Below are 15,736 nucleotides of genomic sequence, written 5' to 3' on the forward strand. Positions count from 1 at the left end.
CGCTGCGTTAAACGCAGTCCATTTCAGCACGCATTCTAAGCGTATTCGATCGACGGGATATGGCATGCACGCGTTTGCCCGAATGGGTTGGCGAAAAAAAAGCCAGGCGCAAGCGCCTGGCGTACATCGACATCGAACTGCACGGCGCGAAGCGCCTTCGTTCTTCTTGGTTATTTGATTGCGAGCACACTGCTCACCAGTTGGCTCCACCAGGTGGGCAGGTTCTTGTACGGATTCGGCAAGCCCGTTGATGTGACGAACACGCTGCCTGCGCCATGCATCGCCGCGTACGACACGATGCCCGGCATCTGCGCCTCTGTCGCGCCGTACACGATGTGCACGAAACGCTTCGCCGGATAGTTGGCTTGCCACTTCGCCGCAGCGTAGTTTGCGTAGCGCTTCGCAGAATCTTCGAATACAACGAATTGATCGGCCGTGGGCAGGCTTGCGTAGAGTTCGGGGATGTTCGTGCCCGGATTGCCCATCACCGAATACGCGGACGAAAGCCCTTTGATGTAGTTGTAGACCGACTGATAGAACTGGACATGCGACGTCACGCTGTCCGACGTCATCTCGTCGATGAAGAAGCCGTCGATCTTATAGAGCGCGACATAGCGATTGATGTCCGTCACGACAGCCGACAACGAACGCTTCGCATACGATGTCGACACGTAGCCGATCACGCGGCCGCCTGCTGCATGCACTTTCGCGATTGCCGCGATATACGTGGCGTCTGCATTCGTGCCGGGACCGCTGTTGGGATTCAGAATGACCGTGGTCGGCACTTTGGCCGCCGTCGTCGCGAGATCGTTCCAGTAACCGGCGCCCTTGCCGACGGGATCGAAATACGCGGGGACGGTCAGCGGCAGCACAGTTGCCGCATAAGCATTCGCATGAACGGCAATGGCCAACGGCGCCACTGCAAGCAACGCCACACGTCGCAACCACTGAATAGCGCGAAACCCTGAAACGGGTGTGCGAGCGTTGAACATCTCAATGCCTCCTGACGACGGTCTTTATCACCGTCCATCGCTTGGCCCGCTGCGGATGCAGAGGGCAACTGGCTGACTCCTGCACGGAGTCCCTATAGCTTTGCGTCGCCGGATCGCTCCGGTTTTGCCTTTACGTGTATATCGACGCCCAGTGGCCCTTCTTTAGGCTTTAATGCGGAATTTTTAATGGGGAAAGAATGCAGAGATATTCGATGATTTTGTGATCCTGATCGTTTTAACGTTTGCGAGTTGCAATAACGCGATTCGCAAACGTTGCCTTTCCCCTGTTCACGGCACCGTGCCCGTGAAAAAAATTATTGCACGCTCGACCCGAGAAGTCCGCGCGCCGCGAGATTTGCGTACAGCGCACGCACGCCGAAGGTCCACGGCGTGATCTCCGTGCACAGTTGCACCGTGTTGCGCAACGCGCCGAGTTGCGGCGTCGAGATCGTCACGATATCGCCGAGGTGATGCGTGAAGCCGCCGCCTTTCGCGTCGCGGTCCTTGATCGGCGAAAACATCGTGCCGAGGAACAGCATGAAGCCATCCGGATACTGATGATGCTTGCCGCAAGTCTGCGCGACGAGATCGGCGGGATCGCGGCTGATCTCCGACATATGGCTCACGCCTTCGAGCAGAAAGCCATCGTCGATGCCTTCCACGCGCAGCGACACGCTCGTGCGCCGTACGGTATCCAGCGTGAAGTCGCCGTCGAAGAGCCGTATGAACGGCCCGATCGAACACGAGCCGTTGTTGTCCTTGCACTTGCCGAGCAGCAATGCCGAGCGCCCTTCGATATCGCGCAGGTTCACATCGTTGCCGAGCGTCGCACCGACGATCACGGCCTTGCTGTTGACGGCCAGCACGATTTCCGGCTCGGGGTTGTTCCATTTCGATGCCGCGAGCAGACCGACATCCGCGCCGAAGCCCACGGACGACATCGGCTGCGACTTCGAAAACACTTCCGCGTCCGGGCCGATGCCAACCTCCATGTATTGCGACCACGCGCCGCGACGTTCGAGCTCCGCCTTCAGACGCGCCGCCGCCTCCGAGCCGGGCTTGATCTTCGACAGGTCGGTGCCGATCAACGTTGCGATCGTCTGCCGCACTTCTTCGGCCTTCGCCGGATCGCCGCCCGCCTGCTCTTCGATCACGCGCTCGATCAGGCTCACGGCGAACGTGACGCCACATGCCTTGATCGGCTGCACGTCGCAGGGCGCGAGCAGTTGCAGGTTCGCCGACGCGTCGTTCGCGAGACTCGCGGCGATCAGATCGGCGGCGCTGCCGAGCCGCTCGCCGGGCGCGTTGCGTGCGATCTCGACGGCATCGTCGCGTTCGAACAGATCGGCCGTGGTCGGCGCGCTCGACGTGATGTCGAACACGTCGCCATTGCGCACGGCCACGACGCTCGGCCCTTCATGGCGATCCGTCTTGCGCCACACGCGACCAATCAGCAGCGCGCGGTCGAGGTCGTCGGGAAGATAGTTCGTTTCGTTCGATGCAGTCATGAAGCGAGTCTCCAATCATTGTTGGTCAATGCGAATGCCGCGGGTTCCCGCGCTCGGCGATCACTTTCAGATAGAGCGTCGCGGGCTCGAGGCAGCCACCTGTCGAAAGCTGCCCGACCGTCTGACGATACAACGCCTGCCACGGCGTTTGCGCAGGTGGAATGTCGAACTTCATGCTTGCGCGGCGGCGCGCCAACTCGTCTTCATCGACGAGCAACTGCACGCTGCGCGCGTTGAGATCGACGCGAATGCGGTCGTTCGTGCGCAATAGCGCGAGGCCGCCGCCGACGGCCGCTTCCGGCGACATGTTGAGAATAGATGGACTCGCCGACGTGCCGCTCTGCCGTCCGTCGCCCATGCACGGCAGTGACGTGATGCCCTGGCGCACGAGTTCCGCAGGCGGCGCCATGTTGACCACTTCCGCGCTGCCCGGATAACCGACTGTGCCCGCGCCGCGAATGACGAGCATGCAGTGCTCATCGATTTCGAGCGACGGGTCGTTGATGCACGCGTGATAGTCCTCGGGACCGTCGAACACGATCGCGCGTGTTTCGAACGTATTCTCGTGGCCCGGCTCGCTCAGATAGGTTTGCCGAAACGCCTCGCCGACCACCGACATCTTCATGATCGCGCTATCGAAGAAGTTGCCCGACAGCACGATAAAGCCCGCGCCATGTTTGAGCGGCTCGGCGGTGGTGCGAATCACGTCGCGATCGCCTGTCACCGAACGCGCTGCGATATCGCCGATGCTGCGGCCCGATACCGTCATGCACGATTCGTGTATAAGGCCCGCTTCGTTCAGTTCGTGCATGACGGCAGGCACGCCGCCCGCACGATGAAAGCTCTCGCCGAGATACTCGCCCGCAGGCATGCAATTGACGAGCAACGGCACCTGTTCGCCGACACGCTGCCAGTCCGCGAGACTCAATTCGACGCCCATATGCCGCGCAATCGCGATCAGATGCGGCGGGCAATTGCTCGACGCGCCCAGCGCGGATGCCACGACGATCGCGTTCTCGAACGCCTCTTTCGTCATGATGCGCGAGGGCTTCAGATCTTCGCGAACCATCTCGACGATCCGCTTGCCCGTCGCATACGCCATCTGTCCTCGCTCGCGGTATGCAGCGGGAATGCTCGCGCAGCCGGGCAGCGACATGCCGAGCGCTTCCGCGAGACTGTTCATCGACAGCGCCGTGCCCATCGTGTTGCAGTGTCCGATGGAAGGCGACGAGGCCGTCGTCAGTTCCATGAAGCCTTCATAGTCGATCTCGCCCGCCGCGAGCAGATTGCGCGCGTGCCAGATCACGGTGCCGGAACCGACGCGCTTGCCTTGATGCCAGCCGTCGAGCATCGGGCCACCCGACAGCACGATAGCGGGCATGTCGACGGTCGCGGCCGCCATCAGGCACGCGGGCGTGGTCTTGTCGCAGCCCGTGGTGAGCACCACGCCGTCGAGCGGAAAACCATGCAGGATTTCAACGAGGCCGAGATACGCGAGATTGCGGTCGAGCGCGGCCGTCGGGCGGCGGCTCTGTTCGGCAAGCGGATGCACGGGAAATTCCATCGGAATGCCGCCCGCGTCGCGGATGCCCGCCTTCGTGCGCGCGGCCAGTTCGATGTGGTGACGATTGCAGGGCGCGAGATCGCTGCCCGTCTGCGCGATGCCGATGATCGGCCGGCCCGACTGTAGCTCTTCGCGCGTGAGACCGTAATTCATGAAGCGCTCGACATAGAGCGCGGTCATGTCCGCGTGCGAAGGATCGTCGAACCATTCCTGGCTGCGCAGACGACGTGCTTGCGTGTTCTCTGTCATCTCGTGTCTCCATCTTTGCTTGTGCCGTCGTTGCTTCGCTCGCGTCGCGCGTCAAGAGCGCATCACGTACGGCACGTTATCGGTAACATCAGACCATGGTAGCACGGCCTACGCGCGACACGAAAGGCCGCGATGACGCGGGTCAGGCGCTTTCGCGCGCGATCACCGCGTAGTCGATTTTCACGCTTTTGCGCGTCGACGCGCGAGCCGATGCATGACGCGCCGCACCGTCGTTTTCGGCAAGCGCGGCCAGCAGCGTTTCGCCCGTGCGCGTGCCGATGCCGTAAGCGTCGACGGAAACTGTCGTGATGGTGGGCGAGCAGCACGCGGCCATTTCGAAGTTGCCGAAGCCCGCAATTGCGATATCGCCGGGCACCGACAGGCCGCGCCGGTGGCACTGCATGATCGCGCCAAACGCGGACATGTCGCTCACGCACATGACGGCATCCGTGTCGGGCCATTGCTGCAACAGCGCTTCGAGCGCGGGCGCGCCGTGGCTCATCGTGATGGGCGACTCGCCCAATCGTACGACGCGCGGCTCGCCCATACCCTGCGCCTTCACTTCCTGCAGATAGCCCTTCAGCCGTTCCATGCCGCGTCGGTCGAGTTCGCTCGCGCCGCCCAGAAAGCCGATCCGCCGATAGCCGCGCCCGGCCAGATAGCGCACCATTTCGCGTGCCGCTTTTGCGTTGGAGAAACCTACGGCCGCGTCGATCGGCGTCGCGGGCAAGTCCCACATCTCGACGACGGGCACGCCCGAGCGCACCAGCAGTTCGCGCGTCGCGGGCGTGTGCTGCGCGCCCGTCAACGCGATGCAGCGCGGCTGATGCCGCAGCATCGAACGCACGAGCCGCTCTTCGCGTTCGAGGTCGTAGTCGGTGTCGCCGATCAGCAGTTGCAGGCCGTGCGGTTCGAGCGCGGCCGTCAGTCCGCGCACGGTGTCGGAAAAGTTGGAACTGGCGAGCGACGGCACGAGCACTGCCGCGAACGCGGAGCGCCCTGACGACAGCGCGCCTGCCGCCGCGTCCGCGACGTAGCCGAGTTCGTCGATCGCAAGCTGTACGCGCTCGCGTGTCGCGGGCGCGACGCCGCGGCCGGCCAGCACGCGCGACACGGTCATCTTCGATACGCCCGCCAGCGCCGCGACATCGGACATGCGCGGCGGTCCCGCGAGCGTGCTGCGTGTTGCGGAGACGCGCCTGGTGATGCGTGGGGTGCTCGACATGCTGATGGGTGCGGTCGCGTTCGTGGACAGGCGCATATGATAACGGCAGCGCCGTACGCCCCACTCATCCGCGACGGATGCAACGCCGCGCGCTTACTCCGTCACGCGTAGCGCGCTGCGCTTCTCGATCAGACCCGGCACCGATACGCGCATCGCGAATACTCCGCCCGATTGCGGAAATTTTTCGATCTCTTCCGCGGGACGCCCGCCACGCGCCGTCGTCACGTAGAGCGTACGCAGATCGTCGCCGCCGAACGTGCACATCGTCGGGCAGCGCGCAGGCAGCGGATGTTCTTCGACCACCTTGCCCTCGGGCGAAATGCGCACGACGCGCCCGCCCTCATACAACGCCGACCAGTAGTAGCCTTCGCTATCCACCGACGCGCCATCGGGACGCCCGCGATCCGTCGGCGTCGGCTGGAACTTCACCCAGTCCTCGCGCGGCCCGACCTCGCCGCTGTCGATGTCGTACGGATGACGGTAGATCGTGAAGCGCGGCGTATCCGAGTGATAACACCAGCGATAGTCAGGGCTGAACCCCATGCCATTCGACGTGAGCAGGCCTGCGTCGATCTTCGTCAAGGCGCCGTTCGCGTAGCGATACAGCGCCGCCGCATCGCCCGCCTTCGGCTCGTCGAGCGTGCCGAGCCAGAAGCGTCCGCGCGCGTCGCAACGGCCGTCGTTGAAGCGGCTCGTCGCGGGGTTCTCGGCGTTCGCGCATAGCTTGCGCACAACCTGTCCTTTCGCATCGAGCAAAAAGATGCCTGTGCGCATGCCCGCGATGAAACCATCGTCCTCGGTCAGCGAGAAGCAGCCAATGTTCTCAGGCATCGGAATCGCGATGTTCTCGCCCGTCTTCGGATCGAAACAGTTCAGCGCGGGCGCGTTGATATCGACCCACCACAGCTTCGCGCGGCGCTCGTCCCAGCGCGGACATTCGCCGAGCGCGGCGGCGGCGGGCAACACACATTCCAATGTCTGCATGATGACGATCCTCTGCGAAAAACGATGGGCCGCGCGCGGGACACGACGCGTCGGCGAATCAGTCAACAGTAGCAGACATTCCCGCGTGTTTCGAGTCCGACGATGCCGGCGCTCACGCGCACAGTAGCTTCAGCGCGCGCTCCAGTTCGCGCGCCAGCACGATACGTTCGCCCGCCTCACCGCTTTCACCCGCCGGATGCGAAACGGTCAACGCGCCCTCCTCGACCGCTTTCGACAGTATTCCAAGCAGGTCCGCCTCGTTGCGGCTGCCATCGATATGAGGCAACAGCAACTGCGTAACCGCATCCATCTGGACGGGTTGATGCCAGGGATTGAACGTGTGCGCCATTTGCCCTCGCGGAAGCCCTGCGGGATAGTTGCGCACGGCGGCATGCAGACGCGCATTGCCTGCGCTTCGCGTCAACGGATGAAGCCGGAAACGGCCCAGCCCTCTGACGACGATTGCGTTGAAGAGCACGCCGAGCCGCGCTTCGATGTCGCTATCGGGCAGCGCTGCATCGTTGCCCAGATGTGTCTGCACATTGCGTTTCAACGCGTCGAAGCTCATCGTGAATGGCCACGCCCGTTCGAGTTCGATCGCGGCCGCCTTGTCGATGGCGTGGTTCAATATGATCGAGCGGTCGTTCTCCGCGTCGAAACGCTGCGGAGAATCGTCCATGCGGACGTGGCCGTCCGCGCACTTCAACGACGCCGCGAGATGTAACGTGCGCAGACGCTCATGTTCGACGCGATACTGGATGCCGCCCGCGCGTTCCTGATGCACGATCAGCGAAGTCCGGAACGCCCGGTCGCTCACGAAGTCCAGATACTGTTCGGTCAGCACCTGGCTGTGACCGCATTCCGCCAGCAGCAGCCGCCCAATCTCATCGCCGTAGTTGGACGCGAACATCGAAGGCAGGTTCGCATCGGCGAGATACGCGAGCCCGTGTTCGCCGATCCGTTTCGTGAAGTCCTGGAAGTAACACGGCGCGTTCGACAACGCCAGATAGTCGTGATTCACATAGGCGGAGAAGCCCGCGTCGTTGTTGTTGATCATCTCGTGATCCTGCTCGACCGCACGCGCCACCACGCTGTCCTTCCTCGCATACTCGCGCAGAAAATCGATCATGCCGCGTCCATGTGCGAGACGTTCGCCAGCGCGTTTCAGTTCGCCGGCGCGCAACAGCATCGCATCGCGCACGATCTCGCGCGACTTCCATCCCGGATACGTCTTGTAGCCGACGTAAGCAATGCCGTCCGCCGACAGGTTCTCGCTACAGATGCGCAAGATAGCCTGCTGCACGGCTTGCGGCACCCAGCTGTACACGCCGTGACAGATGATGTAGTCGAACTTCCCGTCCACCTCGCCCAGCGTCGCGAGATCCTGCTGTCGCAACTCGACGTTCTTCAGCTTCAACCGTTTGATGTTTTGGCGCCCTTCCTTGACCTGCACGCCGGAGAGATCGACGCCGATCACACGCGCGCCGGGATTGCGCACGGCGAACGGAATGAGATTCCTGCCTGCCGCGCAACCCAGTTCGAGCACGCGCGCCTTGCTCACATCGGGCGCGAGCAGCCCGAACACATGCGCGACGGCCGCAAGGTGTTCCGGCGCGGACTGCTCATAGGAGAATGAGTAGTAAGGGTTATCGTCGTAGTCCTGCTCGATCTCGTTCGTGTGCTGTGTGGTGTCCATTGTGTGTGATCCGAAGATGTTCCTGGATTGCAAAAAAACACAATGTATTCACAGCGCGAATTCGAAATGTCGATTTGTGTCAACGTCCATTCCGGGTCAGAGATCAGTCCCAGCGACCGGCGGGTCTATCAGCCGCAACTTGCCGTCGCTGTCTGCCTGTGCGCCATGGCGCGGGGCATCCGCGCACGCGATCCGCGACGCCCTCTGAGCCGTTCGGGACGAATGCAGGCACCCTGCCGCTGCCGCGCTTCGTCGTCCGTCGCAAGCGAGACCATTGACACCGTTACTCCGGCGAAGAATTCGATCAACGTCGAGATGCGCTGCTTCATTTTGTCTCCAGATGTCTCGGGCAATGCGACGCGAAGAACGCGCGCGATTAAATGCAAACGGCGTCCCGACCGTCCGGTGCGAAAACCGGATAGAAGGGACGCCGTTGTCCAATTCGAAGCCTGAAAAAATCGATGCGACGCGGGTCGTCGTCGACACCGCGGCAGTTTGATGACGCAAGCTGTGTGCCATGCACGTGCGAGCATTGCCGTCGCGATGCGGGGCAAGCGCCAGACGATGTTTGCCATGTTCAGCGGAGCGACGAGCAGCGATTCATCGTGATGCCTCACGGCACGTTCGTGGTGCGTCGCAGCACTGCGCGGGTGCGCGCCCGCTCTCGCCCGCGCAGCCTGCCCGGCCTCATATCCGTAGGGAAGCTGGGAATGCGAACACTGGCCTCGTTCTTGCAATAACTGCTACACCGGCAAAGGCGCCGGCATCGAATTGCTTGACAGCAGGATCACACAGGACAGCGGCGTCCCCTTCGTGCATGCACGGACGGGACGCCGTTTTGCATTGGCGGCCAAAGATCGACGATCACGCGATGGAGAACAGAATGAACACGGGCAAAGTCACACTCGTCAGCGCAGGACCCGGCGACCTCGATCTGCTGACCTTCAGGGCGGCCAAGGCGATCGCTGCCGCCGACGTGCTGTTGATCGACGACCTCGTGAACGACGAGATCGCGACGCTGAAAGCGCCGCATGCCCGCGTCGTCAAGGTCGGCAAACGCGGCGGCTGCAAGTCCACGCCGCAAGCGTTCATTCAACGCCTGATGCGCCGCTATGCGCTGCAAGGCAAGCACGTGGTACGCATCAAGGGCGGCGACGCGCTGCTGTTCGGCCGCGCCGGCGAAGAGATCGCGGACCTGCGGCGCGCAGGGATCGACGTCGAGATCGTCAACGGCATCTCGTCGGGCTTCGCGGCAGCGGCCTCGATCGGCGTGTCGCTGACGCACCGCGATCACTGCCAGGGCGTGATCTTCGTGACGGCGCATCTGCGCGACGGCACCGAGCCCGACTGGGCGATGCTCGCGGCGACGGGCATGACGCTCGCGATCTACATGGGCGCGAGCCGCATCGACAGCATCACAGAGGCATTGAGCGAGACGCTAGCCCCCGATACGCCCGCTGCCGTCGTGCAGTGGGCAGGCACAGCGCGCGAGAAGCGGGTTTGCGCACCGCTCGGCGAAATCGCGGCGAGCGCGGCGGCGCAACAGATTGCCAGTCCGGCTGTGATCCTGATTGGTGGCGCGATCGGCGAGGCGATGGCGGAACTGGCCGCGCGCGGCGAACCGCTGCGCCGGCTGAGCGCGTGACGTCCAACAGACGGCGCGCTTACACGCCGCCCGGATGGCCGTACATGATCTTCATGATATCGGCCTGAGTCAGCATGCCGACGACGCGCCCATCCTCATCCGCAACAGGCAGATGATGATGGCCGTTCTTCGTGAAGAGCGGGATGACTTCCGTGAGCGGCGCCGTCGCGTCGACGTACTGCGCGTGGCTCGACATCACCGTCGTGACAGGCCATTCGCGCCGTTCGCTCTCGGGTGCGACGGTGTCGGAAGCGAGCTTGAGAAAAGGCAGCACTTCGTCCAGCGGCTGCAGATCGACGTGCGTGACGACGCCTTTGAGGCGCCCTTCCGCATCGACGACGGGCAGCAGCTTGATGTGGTGCGCGTCCAGCGTCGCCAGCGCGCCGCCGATGGTTTCATTGACGGACACCGTGACGGGCGGTTTGCGCATCACATCCGCGCACGTGAGCCGCAGCAGATCGCGCAGATACGCCTGCCGACGCAGTTCGTCGAGCAGCACCTGCCGTTCGTCCTGCCGCTCCGGCGAACGCCGCTCGCCGTCGCCCGATTCCCCGTTGCCGTGGTCGAGTCCCATATGATGCCGCTGGGTTCCGAAACACCAGTGCAATACCGACGAAATCGACATGTTGCGCCTCCACACCGTCAGCTTACATCGCTTTCCGTCACTTTACATCATAACGTGAGATATTTGCACGCGCGCGCCGCTCGCGGGCGCGAACGGGAGAAACAGCCCGGCATGCGATAATTCATCGATACGCCGCGCCGCGGCGGCCTTTGGCTTCAGTCCTTGAACTCGCTTCTCGTCCCGCTTGACCAGATCGCGGACTTCGATGAAATCGTCGACGTCCGCACGCCGCTCGAATTCGCCGAGGACCACATTCCCGGCGCGATCAACGCGCCCGTGCTGTCCAACGAGGAGCGCGTGATCATCGGCACGATGTACGCGCAGGTGTCGCCGTTCGAGGCGACGCGGCAAGGTGCCGCAATGGTGTCGCGCAACATCGCCGCGCATCTGGAGACGACCTTCGCCGACCGTCCGCGCAACTGGCGTCCGCTGATTTACTGCTGGCGCGGCGGCAAGCGTTCCGGGTCGATGGCGACGTGGTTCAATCTGATCGGCTGGCGCGCGCGGCAACTGGACGGCGGCTACAAGACCTACCGCCGCAACGTCGTCGCACTGCTCGACACGCTGCCACGGCAATTTCGGTACATCGTGCTCGCGGGCCACACGGGCAGCGGCAAGACGCGTCTGCTGAACGCGCTTGCAGGGGCCGACGCGCAGACCCTCGACCTCGAAGCACTGGCCGCGCATCGTGGCTCGATACTCGGCATGCTGCCCAACGAGCCGCAACCCTCGCAGAAAGCGTTCGATACCGCACTCGTCGGCACCTTGCATGGGTTCGACGCGAACCAGCCCGTGTTCGTCGAAGCGGAAAGCCGCCGTATCGGGTCCATTTCGTTGCCCGCTTCGTTGACGGAACAGATTCGTCGCGGCTCGTGCGTCGCGGTGGTCACGGAGCGCGACGAGCGCATCCGCCTGCTGCTGCAGGACTACGCGCACCTGTTCGACGACCGCGGCCTCTTCAAGTCGCAACTCGCGCGGCTCGTCGAATTGCATGGACGAGCGCGAATCGGTGAATGGCACAACATGATCGACGAAGACCGCCGTGTCGAGCTATTCGAGCAGTTGATCGATCTGCATTACGACCCCGCGTATGCGCGCAGCACAGGCAAGCACTTTGCGCGGCTGCCCGAGTCGACACGTTTCGCGCTTCGTCCCACGGCTGCCGATCTCCACGAGCAGGCTTGCGCGCTGCTCGCGCAACTGCATTCATCGAGCGACGAACCGGCCTTCCGATAAGCCGCGCATCACCAATGCTCGGCCGTCGGCCACGGCAGACGCTGCAGCGACCAATCCAGCTCCGCGCCGACCACGCAACGTCCCACAGCCGACTGCAACGCGACCGTCACCGCAATGCACGGCCTGCCGCTCGCCAGCGACAGATACGGGCTGCTCGTGATGGGCACGCCCGGCCGAAGCACGGCATTGCGGAAATACGGCCGGTGGTCCCAGCGCGCATCGCGTGGATTCGCGACGGGATGCAGCGAACCGCCGTCGATGACAGACGCCTTGCCCGACACTTCATGTCCGATTTGCCGGCCCGTGTCGTCGAGTACGAAGCAGCTGATGCACAGTTCCATTTGCGCGAGATCGTAGAACGCGTCGTTGAGCGACACGCCCTTGAGCCACGCATCGACGCCCGTGTCGAGCGCCTGCCGGTACGGCCGCACTTCCGATTCGAACAACGCATGCTGATGCGCGCGCCCTTCGGCGATCACGTCGAACGCATGGTCGATGCGCCGGTGCACGGCATCGGGCGGCGTGACGGTCGGTGCCGGACGGCCGAGCAGATAGCCCTGCGCGAAGTCGACATTCGATTCGACGGCGAGAATCAGTTGCTCCGTGGTCTCGACGCCTTCGACGACCACGAGCATGCCCGCCTGATGCAGCAGCGACACGAGCTTCGGCAGGATCGGCTGATCCGCGCCGGGGCTCGTCGCGCGGATCAGTTCGCCGTCGAGCTTCACGAGATCGGGCCGGATGCGCAGCAGCCGGTCGAGGTTCGAATGGCCGGCGCCGAAATCGTCGACTGCAATCAGGAAGCCGTGATCGCGATATTGGCCCGCCGCCCGCGACATATCGTCCACGCTGCCGCCGTGCGACTCCAGCAGTTCGAGCACCACGCGCCCGGGCGGAATGCCCGCTGAGTGCGCGATCTCCGCGAGCTGGTCGGGATAGCCGTCGGCGACGAAGGTCGCGGGCAGGATGTTGAGGAAGACCCACGCGTCGTCCGGTATCAGGCGGCGCGCATTGCTCAGATGCAGCGCGTGGCTGGTGCGGTCCAGCTCGCCCTGATCGGTGAATGGCTTGGGGGAAAACAGCTCGACGGGCGGCACCTGCGCGCCATCCACGCGCTCGCCGCGCAACAAGGCTTCGAAGCCGACCTGCTTCTGGTGCGACAGGCTGTAGAGCGGCTGAAAATGCGAGGTCAGCCAGAAGTCGTCCCATTGCTGGCGGATCGGCTGCGACGCCGTGCCGTCGCCCGCGCGGACGTGCGTCCATGTCAGGCGCACCGGGTCGACGAGGGTCGCGCGTTCCGCGCACACGCGGTTACGCCCCGAATACTTCGCGCGCAGCAGCGCCTCGTCCGCGCGGTCGAGCAGCGCCATTACGCTTTCGCCTGGCCGGTATTCCGCGACGCCGAAGCTCGCGCTCAACTGGCCATCGGGACGCGCGATGCGCCCGATCGCCGCGCGCAGCGTTTCGGCCAGTTGCGCGGCGGGACGCAACGCCGCGTCATGCAACAGCGCGAACTCTTCGCCGCCGATGCGGCTCACGATATCGGCCGCTGCCGTCAGCTCCTTCAGCACGCGCGCCACGTCCGACAGCGCCTGATCGCCGACAGCATGGCCGAACTGGTCATTAAGCGACTTGAAGTAGTCGATGTCGAGAAAGATCGCGCTGACCTTCGCGCCGCTGTCCAGCTTCGACAGACGCAACGCCGCCTGCTCCAGAAACGCGCGGCGGTTTTGCAAGCCTGTCAGCGGATCGGTGGCGGCGAGGCGCGCGAGCCGGTCTTCGAGCAAAAAGTGATTGCGCCGGAACCAGTAGAAGCCGAGGTGAAACACGGCCGAGGTCGGCACCGCGATCAGGATCCACATCCAGCACACGACGCTGACGTCGCCGCGCGGGTCCGGCAGGCTCAGCAGCAGCGGCGTGCCCGCTGCGTAGAACAGCGCGGTGCCGATCCAGAAGTGCGCGGGCGTGAGCCACAGCGGCGCGGCGCAGACGGAGATCACCACGATCGCCGGCAGCGCCCATAACAGCGGCTCGTCGAGCCCGATCACATTCAACGCGATCCCCACCAGCAGGACGAGCGTGTACGCGACGCCGATGCCGCCGAATATCCAGGTGCTCTTAGTGCGCGGAATCGCGGCGACCAGCAGCGCGAGCAGGATCGCGCACGCGAGCCGCCATACGAGCGGCACAGCCGGTCCCGTGACGAGGCTGCGCGCGCAAGCGAAGGCGATGAACGCGACGACGGTAAACGCCATCGTCACGGTCGAAAGGGGTCGCTGATGTTCCAGCGAACGTCGGTGAAACCGGCTTCTAAATCCGGCGTCGGACGTCTGTTCCGTCGAGGAGAAAAGCATTATTCACTCAGGCCAGTTCGGTCACTCTGCCGATGTATAACGGCAGCAAACGCCTGAGGTTAATACTTCATATCAATTCGCACAGACAGGCAGTCAATGCCAGCCGCCCCGTTTTGTTTGACATTTGACGTTTGCGGTGCGGGCAGCTTGCATTCGATGCAATTTATGTTGCGAATGCAACCGTCTATTCCCTTTATATGGGAAAGATATCGCAACGCATGCGTTAAAGTGGCGGCCGCTGCAACTGGACCCAGCGTTGCACGGACGGCCTTTGCCATTGATGCCGCGCGTACTCGGCGAGATGCTTCGGCACGTCGTCGCCGTTCAGCACGAGGCGGTTGAGCATCAGCGCGAGGTCGACATCGGCAATGCACCACTCATCGAACAGAGACTGTGCGCCTGGCGCGAGCCATGCATCGCAAGCCGCGAAGAGCTTGTCGGCCGCCTTGCGCGCGGTGGCAGAGAGCACCCCGCCTTGCGCGCCATAAAACACGACTTCGGTCGGGCGCTCGCTGCGAATCGGCATCAGGTCGCTGCGCAACCACGCCTGAATCTGGCGCGCCCGCGCGCGCTGTTTTCTATCCGCCGGATAAAGCGGCGTGCCTTCGAAAGCGTCGTCGATGTACTCGGTGATCGCCGACGACTCCGACACCGCAAACCCATCGTGAACCAGCGTCGGCACACGCTGCGTGACGGAAGTCGCGGCGTAGTCCGGCTCGTTGTTCGCATGACGGCCCAGATCGACGGTGCGCATGTCGAATGTCAAATGCTTTTCGTGAAGCGCGACGAAAACCGACATCGCATAGGGACTCGCAAATTGTGCGTCCACGTAAAGAATCAGTGAATTGGCCGACGACATACGCTCCTTGCAAGCGTGCGTGATGAACGTTCGTGGCGCGCGCCCTCTTGCGCCTCAGAGCACGAGTTCGAGAAAGCGCGTACCGGGAACGGGATTCGCATAATACGGAGACGTTTCGGTAAAACCCAAACGCTCATAGAGTCGTTGCGCGAAAGCCGTTTGAGGTACGGAATCTAACACGAGCTTTGCGTAGCCCAGCGACTTCGCCTTGTCGATCAACACATGCATGAGCGTCTCTCCAAGCGCAAGCCCACGGTATGCCGGGCGCACGTAAAGCCGCTTCACGTCGGCGACCTCATTCGAATGGCGCAACAGCCCCACGCAGCCCGCTATCTCCGCCGTAGTTTCCGCAATCAGGAACATGCCTGAAGGCAACGTATAGGTTTGCTCGAACGACTGCATCTCTTCTTCGAAGCCGCGATACGACAGATCCATATCGAGCCATCTCACGTATTCACGAACGATCTCGACAAGCGGCGCAGTATCGCCCGGATAAACCGCTTCGCGAATCTGGGGAAGCACCTGAGGCGTGGTTAACGTGGTTGCAGTGGTGGAAGTCATCATGTCGCCCTCGCGCTGGGTACCCGGATCTACCGTACGGAATGCAGCGTATCGCGCGCGGCGGCGCGCGGTCTTGAACGTTTGTGCATGCTTCGCGCTCGCTCGGCGCGCCATCTCTTCCACATCCTGACGCGTGCGCAACTTCTCGTAAGCAATCGGCTTTATCGCCCGTTGCTCGCCTAAATGCGCGCGCATACGGCACCTATGCTTGCGGATCGAGACTATCTGCATCGAGGGG

General features: G+C 63.3%; 13 protein-coding genes and 1 riboswitch. Of the genes, 2 read left to right on the forward strand and 11 right to left on the reverse strand.

Going from position 1 to position 15,736, the window contains the following annotated elements; translation table 11 throughout:
- Positions 1–170: 170 nt before the first annotated feature.
- From H1204_RS23975 to H1204_RS24005, 7 genes are all read right to left on the reverse strand, one after another.
- Positions 171–992: a spherulation-specific family 4 protein gene (locus tag H1204_RS23975; protein WP_180731046.1), complete on the reverse strand. Its 822-nt coding sequence runs from the start codon at positions 990–992 to the stop codon at positions 171–173.
- A gap of 60 nt (positions 993–1,052) precedes the next feature.
- Positions 1,053–1,131, reverse strand: a riboswitch (cyclic di-GMP riboswitch).
- 175 nt (positions 1,132–1,306) lie between these two features.
- A complete protein-coding gene (locus tag H1204_RS23980) occupies positions 1,307–2,500 on the reverse strand; it encodes a fumarylacetoacetate hydrolase family protein (RefSeq protein ID WP_180731047.1) in 1,194 nt (397 codons plus the stop codon).
- Between the two features lie 25 nt (positions 2,501–2,525).
- Positions 2,526–4,313, reverse strand: coding sequence for an IlvD/Edd family dehydratase (locus tag H1204_RS23985; RefSeq protein WP_180731048.1), 1,788 nt, complete (start codon positions 4,311–4,313; stop codon positions 2,526–2,528).
- A 142-nt stretch (positions 4,314–4,455) separates the two neighbouring features.
- On the reverse strand, positions 4,456–5,469 hold the full coding sequence (locus tag H1204_RS23990; RefSeq protein ID WP_180733290.1) for a LacI family DNA-binding transcriptional regulator: 1,014 nt from the start codon (positions 5,467–5,469) through the stop codon (positions 4,456–4,458).
- 162 nt (positions 5,470–5,631) lie between these two features.
- Positions 5,632–6,522, reverse strand: a complete 891-nt coding sequence (locus H1204_RS23995) for an SMP-30/gluconolactonase/LRE family protein (protein WP_180731049.1) — start codon at positions 6,520–6,522, stop codon at positions 5,632–5,634.
- Between the two features lie 112 nt (positions 6,523–6,634).
- Positions 6,635–8,218, reverse strand: coding sequence for a class I SAM-dependent methyltransferase (locus tag H1204_RS24000; RefSeq protein ID WP_180731050.1), 1,584 nt, complete (start codon positions 8,216–8,218; stop codon positions 6,635–6,637).
- A gap of 128 nt (positions 8,219–8,346) precedes the next feature.
- The gene (locus tag H1204_RS24005; protein WP_180731051.1) at positions 8,347–8,547 is read right to left on the reverse strand and encodes a hypothetical protein; all 201 of its coding nucleotides are present in this window, start codon (positions 8,545–8,547) and stop codon (positions 8,347–8,349) included.
- Positions 8,548–9,101: 554 nt separating this feature from the next.
- Between H1204_RS24005 and cobA the strand changes: the two genes are divergently transcribed.
- On the forward strand, positions 9,102–9,863 hold the full coding sequence (gene cobA / locus H1204_RS24010; protein WP_180731052.1) for a uroporphyrinogen-III C-methyltransferase: 762 nt from the start codon (positions 9,102–9,104) through the stop codon (positions 9,861–9,863).
- A gap of 19 nt (positions 9,864–9,882) precedes the next feature.
- Here the strand turns inward: cobA and H1204_RS24015 are convergent, their stop codons facing one another.
- Entirely contained in the window at positions 9,883–10,488 is a 606-nt protein-coding gene (locus H1204_RS24015) for a CBS domain-containing protein (RefSeq protein WP_180731053.1), read from the reverse strand.
- 162 nt (positions 10,489–10,650) lie between these two features.
- Here H1204_RS24015 and mnmH point away from each other — a divergent pair, with 162 nt between their 5' ends.
- Positions 10,651–11,724 (forward strand): tRNA 2-selenouridine(34) synthase MnmH, encoded by a 1,074-nt coding sequence (gene mnmH / locus H1204_RS24020; protein ID WP_180731054.1) that lies wholly within the window; start codon positions 10,651–10,653, stop codon positions 11,722–11,724.
- 8 nt (positions 11,725–11,732) lie between these two features.
- On the opposite strand, the gene H1204_RS24025 is transcribed toward mnmH, so the two are convergent.
- From H1204_RS24025 to H1204_RS24035, 3 genes are all read right to left on the reverse strand, one after another.
- The gene (locus H1204_RS24025; protein ID WP_180731055.1) at positions 11,733–14,078 is read right to left on the reverse strand and encodes a bifunctional diguanylate cyclase/phosphodiesterase; all 2,346 of its coding nucleotides are present in this window, start codon (positions 14,076–14,078) and stop codon (positions 11,733–11,735) included.
- 223 nt (positions 14,079–14,301) lie between these two features.
- Positions 14,302–14,937 (reverse strand): glutathione transferase, encoded by a 636-nt coding sequence (gene yfcF, locus H1204_RS24030; RefSeq protein ID WP_180731056.1) that lies wholly within the window; start codon positions 14,935–14,937, stop codon positions 14,302–14,304.
- Between the two features lie 54 nt (positions 14,938–14,991).
- Complete coding sequence (locus tag H1204_RS24035) at positions 14,992–15,501, reverse strand: GNAT family N-acetyltransferase (RefSeq protein ID WP_180731057.1); 510 nt, start codon at positions 15,499–15,501, stop codon at positions 14,992–14,994.
- Between the last annotated feature and the right edge of the window lie 235 nt (positions 15,502–15,736).

This window comes from Paraburkholderia sp. PGU19, assembly GCF_013426915.1.
Classification (GTDB): Bacteria; Pseudomonadota; Gammaproteobacteria; order Burkholderiales; family Burkholderiaceae; genus Paraburkholderia.